This window comes from Zunongwangia endophytica (assembly GCF_030409505.1).
Lineage (GTDB): Bacteria > Bacteroidota > Bacteroidia > Flavobacteriales > Flavobacteriaceae > Zunongwangia > Zunongwangia endophytica.
Genome location: NZ_JAUFPZ010000002.1, coordinates 1,369,666 through 1,383,964 on the forward strand (window position 1 = coordinate 1,369,666; position 14,299 = coordinate 1,383,964).

Genomic DNA, 14,299 nt, shown 5'->3' on the forward strand with positions numbered 1-14,299 from the left:
ATGGAAAGTAAAATCATAAAAACCATGCGTTGGTATGGCGATACAGATGTATTAAGCCTTACAGACCTTAAACAAGCGGGCGTAAGCGGTATCGTAACCGCCTTGCACCATATACCCGTCGGTGAAGTTTGGAGCATAGAAGAGATTCGAAAAACACAGCAAAAAATAGAGAATCTTGGTATGAAGTGGGAAGTTGTTGAGAGTTTACCTGTTCACGAAAACATTAAAAAAAAAGCAGGAAATTACAAACAACTCATCACAAATTACATTGAAAGTCTTAAAAATCTTGCCAGCCTTTATATAAAGGTAATCACCTATAATTTTATGCCCATTTTAGATTGGGTAAGAACAGATCATCACTTTAAAAATACTGAAGGTGCTGAAGTGCTAAAATATGACCCTATAAAATTCAGGGTTTTTGACTTATTTTTACTGAAAAGACCAAATGCTAAAAATGATTATTCTGAAGCTCAATTTTTAGAAGCTGAAGAAAAGTATAACTCCTCTTCTAAAGAAGAATTAAAAATATTATCTAAAAGTGTGATGCTGGGACTTCCTGGCAGCACTGTAGATTTTACCGAACAGGATTTACTACATCAACTTGAAGGCTATAGTGAGATTACCGATGATGATTTACGAGAGAACCTGATTTATTTTCTTAGTGAAATTTGCCCAGCAGTAGAAGATTTAGGAATTAAAATGGCTATTCATCCCGATGATCCTCCGTTTTCGGTTCTTGGTCTTCCAAGAGTGGTAAGTAAAGCTAGTGATTTAGAGTATATTTTTAAGAATGTAGCTTCAAAAGCAAATGGTTTATCCTATTGTACAGGCTCGCTTGGTGCTCAACCCGATAACGATTTAATCGAAATTTTTAAAACTCATAAAGAGCGAGTTTATTTTCTTCATCTTAGAAATGTGAGTAAAAAAGAAGATGGTGTTTTTATGGAATCTGACCACCTAACGGGGGATGTTCCTATGAAAAAAATTATGCAACTTATCTTAGAACATACTAATAGCTGTAAAAGATCGATTCCGATGCGACCAGATCATGGCTACCTACATTCTTTAGAAAAAGAAAAGCCATACTACGCTGGCTATTCTTTTATAGGAAGATTAAAGGGATTGGCAGAATTAACCGGACTCGAACTTGGTTTAAACAAAGAATAGAATGAAACAAATAAAAAAATTACACTATCTTTTAATATTGCTGCTTTTTGGCATTATTTCTTGTAAAGATCAGCAAAAATCAAAGGATGTTACTTCTAAAGAAGAACCCAAACAGGAAAAAGGACTTAAGGATTATTTTGCTGAAGATTTCCCTATGGGAGTTGCCGTTTCTCCGGCTTCACTTCAAGGAGAATCAAAAGAATTAATTTTAGCTGAATACAACAGTCTAACACCTGAAAATGTGATGAAAATGGGTGTTATTCATCCAAAAAAAGATGAATTCAACTGGGCACCTGCAGATAAAATTGTAGCATTTGCTCAGGAAAATGGTCTTAAAGTACGTGGTCACGCCCTAGTTTGGCATCAACAAACCGGCAACTGGATTTTTAAAGACGATAATGGTAATGATGTTAGTAGAGAGGTTTTATTAGATCGAATGAAAGCTCATATTGATTCGGTTGTTGGCCGATACAAAGGAAAAATTTATGCTTGGGATGTAGTAAACGAAGCAATTGACGATAATCCTGATAACTTTCTAAGAAATTCAAAATGGCTTGAAATTATTGGAGATGATTTTCTAACCAAAGCATTTGAATTTGCCCATGAAGCCGATCCAGATGCCAAGTTATTTTATAACGATTATAATATTATTATTCCAGAGAAAAGAGATCGTACTTTAAAACTTATTAATAAGTTAAAAGCTGAAGGAGCGCCAATACACGGAATTGGTATACAAGGGCACTGGTCTGTTTTTAGCCCAAGTGAAGAAGAATTACAACAGGCTTTAAAAATGTATACAGAAACCGGTTTAGATGTGCAGATTACCGAACTCGATGTTTCGCTTTATAAATGGGAAAAAGAACAACGTGAAAGACATCCGGACGAATCTGATGAGTTTACCGAAGAACGTAAACTTGTACAAATAGAAGCTTATCAAAAATTCTTTAAAGTGTTTAGAGAATATCGAAATAAGCTTACCGGAATCACATTTTGGAATATTGCAGATCGCTATTCCTGGTTGGATCACTATCCTGTAGAAGGCCGAAAAAATTATCCATTATTATTTGATGAAAATTACCAGAGAAAACAAGTTTATGATTCAGTTATCAAATTCAGTAAAAAGTAGCAAGCAATTATTTTCATTGCTTTGTATTCTGCTAAGTGGCTTGATGTATGGACAAAAAAACATTGTCTCACATACATCTGGCGAGAGTAGTTTCGGTTTAGTAACCAGCAAAAAGACTTCAAAATTAGTATTAGATACTTCAGATTTTGAAGGAGTAAGCATTGCCGCAAAAAACCTTCAAAAAGATATTGAGCGGGTTACCGGAGAACTACCGGAATTCCTTTCCGAAGTAAAAGGAAACGGAAATGTGATCATCGGTACTATTGGTAAAAATAAAATAATCGATAGTTTAATTCAGCATCAAAACATAGACGTTTCTAAAATCCAAGGAAAATGGGAAGCTTATACCATTAAAAAAATAGGCGAAAATTTATTGATTATTGGTAGTGATAAACGCGGAACTATTTTCGGTATTTACGAACTATCAAAGCAAATTGGTGTTTCTCCTTGGTACTGGTGGGCAGATGTGCCGGTAAAAAAAGCAGATGAATTATATATTGACAAAAATGGGTTGACCAGCACCGGCCCTAAAGTTCAGTATCGCGGTATTTTTATTAACGATGAAGCTCCTGCCCTATCCAGTTGGGTTACCGAAAATTATGGCAAGTTTAATCATGAGTTCTATGAGCCAGTTTTTGAACTTATTCTCCGCTTAAAAGGAAATTACATGTGGCCTGCAATGTGGGGTAAAGCTTTTTATGACGATGATCCTGAAAATGGTGTTTTAGCCCATAAATATGGCATCGTAATGGGAACCTCTCACCACGAACCATTGATGCGCGCCCAAGCAGAATGGGGACGCTATGGCAGCGGAGATTGGAATTACGAAACCAATGCCGATACTTTAAAAACCTTTTGGCGCAAAGGGATTGAAAGAATGGGCGATCGTGAAAGTCTCGTTACTATAGGCATGCGTGGCGATGGCGACGAACCAATGACTGAAGGTACTGCGATTAGCTTACTAGAACATATTGTTAAAGATCAACGAGAGATTATAAGCGATGTTACCCAAAAACCTGCTGAAGAAACACCGCAAGTATGGGCGCTTTACAAAGAAGTTCAGGATTATTACGATCAGGGAATGCGTGTACCAGATGATGTAACCTTGTTACTTGCCGATGATAACTGGGGAAATATTAGAAAGCTACCTAAGCTTAAAGATAGCACCAGAAGCGGTGGTTATGGGATCTATTATCACTTTGATTATGTTGGCGGTCCCAGAAGTTATAAATGGATAAATACCTCTCAAATTTCAAGAGTTTACGAGCAAATGTCGCTTGCTTACGCCTATCATGCACGGAAGGTTTGGATTGTTAATGTTGGTGATTTGAAGCCTATGGAATATCCCATTAGTTTCTTTTTAGATTATGCCTGGAACCCGGAAGCTATTAAAACTGAAGAGCTCAAGGTTTATCCTAAACAATGGGCAGCCGCTCAGTTTGGAGAAAAATATGCATCTGAAATTGGTGAATTGCTACAAAAATATACCACGTATAACAGCCGTAGAAAACCCGAATTACTATCTGAAAGAACATATAGTCTAACGCAGTTTAATGAAGCTGAAGAAATCCTAAATAAATTTAATGAGCTAGAAGAAAAAGCAGATGAAATTGCTGAAAAATTAGCTCCAAAATATCAATCAGCTTATTTTCAACTGGTGTTACATCCGGTAAAAGCTTCAGCAAATCTAAACAGGATGTATATCGCACTGGCTAAAAACAAGCTTTATGCGGAACAAGAGCGAAACACCACCAACACCTTTGCAGAAAATGTTTCAACGTATTTTGATAAAGATGAAGAATTAACTTCGGAATATAATAAAATTGAAGATGGCAAATGGAACAATATGATTTTTCAGCCTCATATTGGTTACTCATCCTGGAGTGATCCCAAGCAAAACATTAAACCGGAAACTATTAAAATAAAGATTCCCGAAGCTGCTAGTTTAGGTATTGCTATACCGAATAGCAAAAATTATTATCCAAAAAACATGAATCTTAGCTTACCAATATTCGATAAAAACAATACTGAATCTTATGTTGAAATTTTTAACCGCGGAAAGGAAAAATTAGAAGTCAAACTAAAGAAATTGCCTAAATGGCTAAAGGCTTCTAAAACTAAAGCTAAAATTGGTGAACAGGAGGGTATCGTTTTAGCATTAGTTCCTGAAAAATTACCGAAAAGAGGTACAAAAGATAGGTTTATTATAAAATCTGATGACGAAAAAGTAGAAATAGAAGTTTCCTATAAGCCCTTTACATTTATTCCTGAAGGTTTTGTGGCTAAAAACGGAATTATAAGCATTCCTGCAAATAAATTTGTACAAAACAAGGGCTGGGAAATAATTCCTGATTTAGGGCGAAGAGACATTGCATTAAGGCCAGAGAGCAGTTTTACTCAAGAAGCTTCTGAAAATGCAAGCCTAACTTATCAATTTTCGATTAAAGAAAACACTAAAGCAAAAATGAGTTTTTTAATCTCACCAAGCTTAGATTTCCTTGATAATGGCGGACTCAAATTTGCATACTCCATAGATGGTGGTGCGATAAAAACTCTGAATTTAGTTAAGAATACTAAAGATCATTGGGGAATTTCAGTAAGTAATAATATCACTAAAGTTATTCAGGACCTGAGCTTAGAAAAAGGAGTGCATCAACTAAAGGTTTATGCAGTAGATCCAGGAGTTGTTTTACAGCAAATTATTATTGAAACCAATACATCGAATCCGCTAGGAACATATTTAGCGCCGAAAGAATAATTATACAATTATTTAATTTGATTAGAGCAAAAGGCCGGGGTATTGCCCGGCTTTTTGTTAATCCTATTTCTATCTAAAATAATTCTGCTTAAAACCATTGAATATCAAAAAGGAAATCCAGCGATAAGCAATTAAATTAGTCCTTGTTTAAGTGAAAACAACAATTGATAATTAAATGACTATTGATAAGGATTCCAAATTTAACGTATAGAAAAAACATTATAATAAACTTCCCCAAGATAAGCCTCCGAACATTTAATCTTCGTTACCGATTAAAGAGTTAAGAACCCAAGTATCAAATGTTTGAAATGATAAAAATTTCAATCACTACTATCATAGATAATCAAATTGATTTTCCAGATGCAGATCTCCATGTTATGATCGATAAATATTCTTTATACCTCTGAAATATCTCGATGAGTACGCGGCAAGAAATTATGAACTCCGTGAAAGATTTAAATTTACAGAACACAGGGATTCATCACGGCTTATATATGATTTATTTCTTCAGAAAAAGATCCGTCATACCTTATAGAAATAACCTCTTAAACCTAAAATGAAGGTGGGAGATCAATACCAGCATTAAGATAATTATTCTCTTTATAATAAAAATTAAATATCCAGCCTAATTCATAAAAGCCTTGGTTACCCTTAACTTGATTAAGGGCCTCACTCAAAAGTTAATGTCTTAAATATCATGTGAGATTCCGGATCAAGTCAGGAATGAAGAAAACAAACAAGAATTAAAGATTACGGATAATCAAATAAAAAAAAAGAGAGCTTTGGCTCTCTTTTATATTCATTCAACTAAACTCCGTCCTATTGATAACCAGGGTTCTGATAAGCATCTTTTTCAGCTTGTGTAAAATCAAGATTATCCAATTGACCACGAGGTATTGGTCGCAAATAATGATAGGGTTCAATATTTCTAGTTGTTACAGTTGGAGTATGATCTGTTGCAGCATCTCCTCCAATTTCGTAAGATCCGGCAATTTCGTTCCATTTTTGTGTACGCACAAGGTCATACCAACGATAGCCTTCACCAAAGTATTCTCGGGAACGTTCTGCCAAGATAAAATCGATATCTATAACATTAGGAGTTGCCGCTAACATAGCTTCGCTATTATCCTCTATGCGCTCTTCCTGTTCGCCATTATCATAACACCATTTTCCAGCACGTTCACGGATTACATTAATTAGATCGTAAGCACTATAACTTCCATTTGCACCTTTTACAGCCGCCTCTGCAGCCAAGAAATAAAATTCAGAATATTTAGCAATTGGAAAAGGACGCGTGATTGCACCATTAGGGGAACCTAAACCGCCACCGTTATCAGTACGGTACGTCCCTAATTTCCATAATCCAGGGTAAAATCTTCTATTAATTTCATCAGGATTTATAACATAATCTGATCTACCGGAAAGTTCTCCACCTCCAATTTCAGCGCCATTCACATAGACAACGCTAGAATTGTGCTCATCTAAAAATGATACCACCGCATCTCCAGGGGCTATTTCAATACCATTAGCTGCCGTTAAAGTTGGCTCAGTTGCGCCACCTTTATCCCAGTTGCCTCTATAACTAGTTACAAATGTAGCATCGTAACGAGAATCCAATTCTTTTTCTTCGAAAGTTTCTGTTAATACTCCAATAGGTGGAGCCATTCGTGTCCAAGGTCTTCCATAACTTTGAGCAGCCTCTCTTTGTACTGCAGAAACGCCATCTACACTTATACTTGTGTAATTAGGAGTTACCATCCAAACCGCAGTATTCGCACTTCCATCTGTACCACTATATCCTAAATCTGCACCATTGTACAATTGGCTATCTTCAGTACGATCTGCGTATAGCATCATTTCTTCATTACGGTCATTTGTCCCAACGTGTACCTGATAAAAACAATCTAATAATTTGTAAGGACCTGGATTCTCAATTCCTTCTACAGCTAAATCGTAGGCTTTTTGAAAATAGTAAGAGGCATCCTGTCCATCAGGATCTGTTCTCGCTGTTTCAGGATAAGTAGGAATATTATTAGGATTTTCCAACCACCACGCATAAGTTAAGTATGCTTTTGACAAAAACAGACGCGCAACATTCTTGGTTACTGCTCCAGTTAAACGAGGATTCTCAGGTAAATTGTCTACGGCTGTTTGCAAATCTGCCAAAATAGCTTTGGTATAAACTTCTGGTACTGTATTACGCGTAGAAACCCTGATGGCAGTGTTATTAAATGCTAATTCACCAGAACCTAAATCTAATGGGACACCACCATAATTTTGAACCAATAAAAAATAATTAAATGCTCTAAAAAATCTTGCTTCTGCAATCAGTGAATTATCAAGGCCAACAGCTTCAGCATTTTCTATGATTCCACTAGCTGTATTTATTGCAGGAAAAGCATTGTTCCATACTACACCAACGGAAAATCCACTTTCTGAACTTAGATTACCCTGCCCTGCAAGATCTAAATCGTAAAAGTTATTATTAGCACTTTGAGCGGGAACATATTCATCTGTACCCGTTTCTGTAAGATTTAAATAATATGCAAATCCAAAAACGTTTCGCATATTCTGGTACAGGTATGTTAGCCCTCCCTGAACACCTGTTTCTGTAGTAAAAAAATCTGGAGTAAAAACTCCTCTTGTCTCTTCTTTCAGTATATCTTCTGTACAAGATTTTAAACCGAATACCGTCACCATTGAAAATATGGCTATAGGTATAATTCTAAATTTTCTCATATTTTCTATTTAAAATGAAATGTTTAAACCTATCAAATAATTCCTTGTAGAAGGAGTGTTAGTTCCGATTGTAGGAATACCCCTAGAAATATTACTTGTATTCACAGCTGCATTTTGACGATTACCATTACCATCTACACCCGAATTTGTAATTTCTGGATCTAAACCAGACTCATCATGAAAAGGGGAAAAGAATACAAATGGATTTTGTGCAGAGGCATAGACGCGTAATCTTTGTAGTCCAATATTGGTAATAAAATCTTGTTCGAAATTATATCCCAAAGTAATTGATCGAACTTTCATATAAGAACCATCAAAATAACCTAAAGTACTAGCATATTTTTGATTATCACCGCTTTGAAGACCTCCCGGAGCAGGATATCTTGCGTCAGTATTTGTTGGTGTCCAGTAATCCACATCAACATTATTTTGCCTTCCAGTAAGTAAGTTAAGATAACTATTAGATGAATATAGTGTACTAACCAAAGTACCTCCGTGCTGGAAAGTCCCCACCACACTTAGATCGATATTGTTAAAAGCTAGGCGTGTGTTAAAACCACCTTGAAAATCTGGCGTAGGATCAATAATTACCCTATCGTCAGCTCCTATAGGTCTTACTGGAGATCCATCGTCATTATATTCCCCGGTATATCTTACCTTAATCATTCCAGGAGCACTATCCCCTGGCTCATATTGCTGTAAGTACTGAAAATCTGGATCAGACTCATTCCAAAGTCCTGCATATTCATAATCATAAATTACATTAACAGGAGAGCCAACAAACCAAAGGTTTCCTTCATCACGCTGTTGTCCGGAGGCCAATGAAGTAATTTCGTTTTGATTGCTGTAAAGGTTAATTCCGGCGTCCCATGTAAAACCATCCGGGTTATCTATTATAGTTCCGTTTAATGAAATTTCAAATCCTCTGTTCTCTGTTTCACCTATATTACCAGTTATACTACCTACACCTGTTGACGAAGGAAGTCCTTGTGCGTATAAAATATCATTGGTTTTAGTTACATAATATTCAACAGTACCAGATAAGCGATTATTAAACAGGCCGAAATCCAGACCATAGTTATAGGTCTGAGAAAATTCCCATCCTAGATTGGCATTAGGTACTTGATCAAAATAGTAACCAGTAGCAAATGAATTACCAAAGTTATAATTAACAGTACCTAGTCTACCCTGAACGGAATAAGGAGCTATTGCTTGGTTTGATGTCTCACCATAACCTGCACGTAATTTTAATTGATTTAACCAAGTTACATCGTACATAAAGCTCTCATTAGCTAAATTCCACCCAACTGACACTGCCGGATAAGTTACCCATTTATTACCTGGTGCCAACCTAGAGGAACCATCTGCACGTAAAGTCGCCGTCATCAAATAGCGATTATCGTATTGATACATTACTCTACCCATATAAGATAATAATCCGGTAGCAGAATATCCGGTTCCATAATTTGTTATATCTTCAGAAACTGCTGAATCTAAATTATACCATAAAGAAGACTCATCAGGGATATTTCTTGCAGTTAACCCAATGTTATCATACTCTGTATTTTGAGAAGAAAATAATCCTACAAAATTTACTTTGTGCTTTTCGGCAAATGTGCGATCATATCTTATTTGATTTTCAATAACATAGTCTCTTGTAATCGAACTATTATAACTTGCAGATGAAGGGTTTTGTTCATTATAGTTAAAAACACCCTGTCCTGTAAAGTTACCATCTCTGTCAGTTCTGAAATTTAGACCAAGATTAAGTCGATACTTTAATCCTTCAATCCAAGGTATTTTAACTTCAGCATAGAGGTTATTATAAGATCCATAATCTAACTGTTGGTTTTTTCTTCTATCTCCTATTCGGTTCACTTCATTCTCCGTAGGAATCCAAAGATTATCAGCTTCTGTTTGAAGTCTTATAGATTCCATGAAATTTCCATTTTCATCGTAAGGACTTAATAAAGGTGAAGCAGCCAATGCACCAAATACCCCTACTATACTACTACTCTTATTGAAATTCATAACTGAATTCAAACCAAATTTAAATAAAGAACCTACTTCCTGATCAACCTGCGCTCTTAATGAATATCTTTCGAAAGAATCTTCTGGTACAACCGATGTTTCTTTAAAATAACCCATCCCGACACTATAGGAGCCTTTTTTAGATCCCCCCTTAACACTAATATCGTGAGTTGTCTGAAGGCCTGTTCCGTATATAAGATCCTGCCAATCGGTATCATTAGCTAAATCTTCATCCCCTCCCAACCCATAAATAGGGTTGCCATCTCTATTGGGATGCGCTGCAACATCTGCGCGCAATTGTGTAAGTTGTGCTGCATTCATCATTGGATACTTAGCAAACACATCTTTTACCGCATAATAGGTATTGTATGAAAAAGTTGCCTTTTGCCCCTGTCTTCCTGATTTTGTGGTTATAAGAATAACCCCATTTGCTCCTCTTGATCCGTATATTGCTGTTGCAGAAGCATCTTTAAGTATATCAAGACTTTCGATATCGTTTGAGCTAATATCACTTAAACCTCCAGAAAAAGGAATACCATTAAGCACAATTAAAGGATCATTATTACCTGAAAGTGAACGTGTACCACGAATACGCACCTGTGGTGAAGCTCCAGGCCTTGTACTGTTGGTAGATATATTAACACCAGCAGCACGCCCTATAAGTGCCTCTTGAAAGTTTGCAGTCTTTACCTCAGTCAATTCTTCGCTTTTCAATGAAACCACCGATCCAGTAACAGACTCTCTACTTTGCGTTCCATATCCAACTACAACCACTTCGCTTAAAGCCTCGGTATCGTCCTGCATGGTTACATTAATTCGAGTTCTCCCGTTAACTGTAATATCCTGAGATTGATATCCCATAAAACTGTAACTAAGAGTTGCTTCTGGAGGAACATCATTCAGTGTATAATTTCCATCAAAATCTGTTGTGGTTCCCTGACTGGTCCCCAAAATAAAAACATTCACTCCTGGTAAAGGCACACCATTTGCATCTGAAATTTCTCCACTTACTGTAATATTTTGGGCATAGGCACCAGAAAATATCATCAAGAAAAGTAGAAGTGAAAATCTGGGATTCCTACCCAAACTTCTTACATAGTTAGTAATCTTTTCCTCCATATTAATAAATTTTAAATTAAAAGATTTAAATCATATTAGAATGATAAAATTTAATAGGTTAATTTTTCTATATGATAAATATATTGTAAAAAATTGAACTACGCAATCGGTTGCGTTAATTTGTAGTCAAAATAACTATTAGTTCTGTGCTCATAGCTTTGAAGCTTTCAAATTTAATGTTGATGTACTAAAATCAAAAGATGTGCTTTTTAGTGGTGGGAATATATAATCAAACAATACGAAAGTATTTTTTACTTTTCTTCTAAAAAAATCACTTTTGAAAAATAAATTAGAATTTTTAATACTTTACCTCAATACTAATTAACCTAATATTTTGATTAATCGGATGCTAATAAAAAGTTCAACGAAGGCTTCCCTATTTTTTATATAGTTTAAAAATGGAAGATTTACCTAGACACAGATAATTTCAATAGTTGAACAGTACGATTCAGGAATGAAAATCACTGATATCTAGAGAAAAGGGCATTATCACAGTAACCTTTTACAATTGGAAACTTAAGGTATAGTGAAATGGATGCACATCATCTTAATAATGCTAATTTATTCCAGAAAGAGAACCTCAAGTTTAGGCAGTTGTATGCAGACTGGAGTCTGGAATAGATATTGTTAAGAAAATCTTTAAGGACTAATAGCAAAATAGCTAGTTCAGGCTGAAGTGATTCATAAGACTACATGTATTCAAAAAGCCTGTATTATTCAGTTTGAGGCGGTCAATGGCAATACAAGTCTAAAGGAATGGTAACGTGGTAACTGACAAGCTCCTAGAGATGAGCGGAATCATCCCTTTAGACTATTACTATCACTGCTTACTTATAAAGAGCTTGATTTGAAACAGAAAACGGGTGTTTAGAATTTGTGGTTTATTAGAGGTGAGCATGAAGCAAGAGCCGTCGGAGGCTTCCAACTCGCATAAAAACACCATTAGATCTTTCCTGCCTAGGACGTGAGGAATATGGATTATGCCTGATAGTTTAACTTCAGGACGTAGGTTAAGGCTATTGAACATTATCGACGATAACAGCCGCCATTCTTTATGTACTGCTCATGAATTTTTAATGCCATCAATTTGTATAGTAGCATATTTAAAACAAACTATATAAGTAAATGGTAAAGTACATCAAAATATTTGTTCAGGTTTTTTAATATGCCAGGACAAATCCCTCCACAAGGTATTCATGAAAAGTTAATTGAAATAGCAAAAGTGAGATTATCCACCACGCAAGAAACGATAGGTGAGATAGCTTATCAGCTAGGATATACGCATCCTCAATCATTTTATGAATTACTTAAAAGAAAAGCAAAATAGTCCTCGCTGGTATTTAGTAAATCTTTTATATATCTAGAAGTATAATGCGGTGTGAACTTCAGCTTCTCAATATCATTGAATCCGCCAAATTTAAAAATTGATAACTTCATCGAGTGCATCATCCGCATCTCGGTGAATAAAATTGGCTTGATAATTCAAAGTAGTTTTTAAATCACTATGACGATAGAGCTTTTGTAACATTAATGGATGAATACGATCACCCGCTATATTACCGAAGCTATGTCTAGCGATGTGGTTAGATAAGTTTTTTTCAATTCCACATTCCTTGGCAATTTGTTTTAAGCATCTATTAAAGACCTTGGTAACACTTTTTGTTCTTATATAGATTTGTTCATCATCATTATTATCAGTATCTCTAAGGAACGGAAAGATATATCCTTTATTAAGTTTTTTCTCTTTTTTATAATGTTCTAAAATTTTTTTTGCCTTCGCGGGAATTTTAAGGCTGAGTGCTTTTTCATTTTTATTCATTATATAATAAAGTCGATTATCCTTAAAATCCGACCATTTTATTTTTACAACATCAGAAATACGAATCCCAGCAAAATAGAAAGAAAACAGCCATACATTATGAGTGTGCCAAATAGAACTATTTTCCTCCAATTTCAATCTTTCTATTTTTTCAATCTCTTCTGTGCTTAGTCCTATCTTATTACCAGAACCAATTCTAATTTTCTCCTTATCACCAGCAAAGGGATAAAACTTTCGCTCAATAATTCCTTCCTTAATAGCTAAATTGAAAAGAGTTCTAATTAAAATAAGTTGATTGGTAATAGTTCTGGTTTTTTGTCCTAAATAAGAATGACAAAATGTTTTATATTTATTAATGAAAACTTCATCAATATCCCGAAACGCTAGAGCCTTACTATTTCTAAAATAAGCTACACCATCTAACCAGTTATATTTGTTAAGTCTAGCCTCACTAATTCGGTGCAAGCGGCGCTCATTTATTGACTTAATAACGGCTGATTTATTTTTATTTCTTTTTAAATTTAAAAATTCCTCGAGGTTATAAAGAATAGATAATTCAGCCTTAGCGACGGAAAATGTTCCTCTTTCATATTTTTCCATTATACGCTCTGCAGCAAGTTCAAAAAAAGATTTCAGTCCGTAGGTTCCCTTTAGTTTTTGCTTTACCTGTTTCGCGCTAACCTGATCTTTAGATTCAAAAAATATGTCATTCACTTCGCTCAATTTCTTCATTAAGAAATTGTTTAGCTTTTGTGAATTTGGATGGCTTCTTTTCGCTTTTCCTGCTTTTTCATCCCAATCTTTTTCGAAAACATATTGGCCAATCCACTTATAATTAGTTTTGTAATTTTCAGTAATTCTCAATGCAAGAGGAATTCTGCCATCTTTTCTTATCTTATTTTTCCGTAAAACAATTTTTATATTATACATACTCAATTAATTAGAACTATATAAATATAATTAATTAGTTTAAAAAAGGGTACAGAATGGGTACAGAATAGGTACAGAATAATTTGATTTTAACACTATTTGAATGAAACTATAAAATATGTAATCAACTTATAATCATAGTATTTAATATATTTTAGGTGGTTTTATATAGCTATATGTATAGGTTCATAACCCGGAGGTCCCGAGTTCAAATCTCGGTCTCGCTACAAGAAAAAAAGGCTTTTCGAATTTTCGAAAAGCCTTTTTTAATTTGTCTAATATCTGCTCGCCCCGCCTTGCTTTGCCACTCTAAATTCTTCATTTCTATAAAATCCTTGCCATTTATTATCAGATCAATCTATAAGTGATATCTGAACATATAAGTCCTTATTGAATGATTGATGATGTAATTATTAAACAATCTCAGTTAAGCACGTTAAAACGATCGCAGGCTACACCTTTGCGATTTTATGGATATTTAAATACTTAAAAAGAAAACTTCCCAAATGGGAAAATCAACAAAGTATAAAACAACATTGTTTCGCAATGACACAATGAAAAATACTAACGAAAAAAAATAAGTGATTTTAAATTTTAGTCAAAAAGAGCC

The 14,299-nt window shown here is 34.9% G+C and carries 7 protein-coding genes; 4 read left to right on the forward strand and 3 right to left on the reverse strand.

What is annotated here, in order from left to right; genetic code table 11:
- From uxuA to QWY91_RS06130, 3 genes are read left to right on the forward strand one after another with little or no spacing between them, the layout of a single operon-like run.
- Complete coding sequence (gene uxuA, locus QWY91_RS06120) at positions 1-1,167, forward strand: mannonate dehydratase (protein WP_290232628.1); 1,167 nt, start codon at positions 1-3, stop codon at positions 1,165-1,167.
- Position 1,168: 1 nt separating this feature from the next.
- Positions 1,169-2,293 carry an endo-1,4-beta-xylanase gene (locus tag QWY91_RS06125; protein ID WP_290232631.1) on the forward strand — a complete coding sequence of 375 codons (1,125 nt, stop codon included), beginning with the start codon at positions 1,169-1,171 and terminating at the stop codon, positions 2,291-2,293.
- Entirely contained in the window at positions 2,262-5,051 is a 2,790-nt protein-coding gene (locus tag QWY91_RS06130) for a glycosyl hydrolase 115 family protein (RefSeq protein ID WP_290232632.1), read from the forward strand. The genes QWY91_RS06125 and QWY91_RS06130 overlap by 32 nt, the downstream gene beginning before the upstream one ends.
- Positions 5,052-5,870: 819 nt before the next feature.
- Here QWY91_RS06130 and QWY91_RS06135 read toward each other — a convergent pair.
- On the reverse strand, positions 5,871-7,790 hold the full coding sequence (locus QWY91_RS06135) for a RagB/SusD family nutrient uptake outer membrane protein (RefSeq protein WP_290232634.1): 1,920 nt from the start codon (positions 7,788-7,790) through the stop codon (positions 5,871-5,873).
- A gap of 9 nt (positions 7,791-7,799) precedes the next feature.
- Positions 7,800-10,940: a SusC/RagA family TonB-linked outer membrane protein gene (locus QWY91_RS06140; protein WP_290232637.1), complete on the reverse strand. Its 3,141-nt coding sequence runs from the start codon at positions 10,938-10,940 to the stop codon at positions 7,800-7,802.
- Between the two features lie 1,165 nt (positions 10,941-12,105).
- Between QWY91_RS06140 and QWY91_RS06145 the strand changes: the two genes are divergently transcribed.
- A complete protein-coding gene (locus QWY91_RS06145) occupies positions 12,106-12,267 on the forward strand; it encodes a hypothetical protein (protein ID WP_290232639.1) in 162 nt (53 codons plus the stop codon).
- A 90-nt stretch (positions 12,268-12,357) separates the two neighbouring features.
- Here QWY91_RS06145 and QWY91_RS06150 read toward each other — a convergent pair whose 3' ends face one another.
- Positions 12,358-13,689: a phage integrase SAM-like domain-containing protein gene (locus QWY91_RS06150; RefSeq protein ID WP_290232641.1), complete on the reverse strand. Its 1,332-nt coding sequence runs from the start codon at positions 13,687-13,689 to the stop codon at positions 12,358-12,360.
- Between the last annotated feature and the right edge of the window lie 610 nt (positions 13,690-14,299).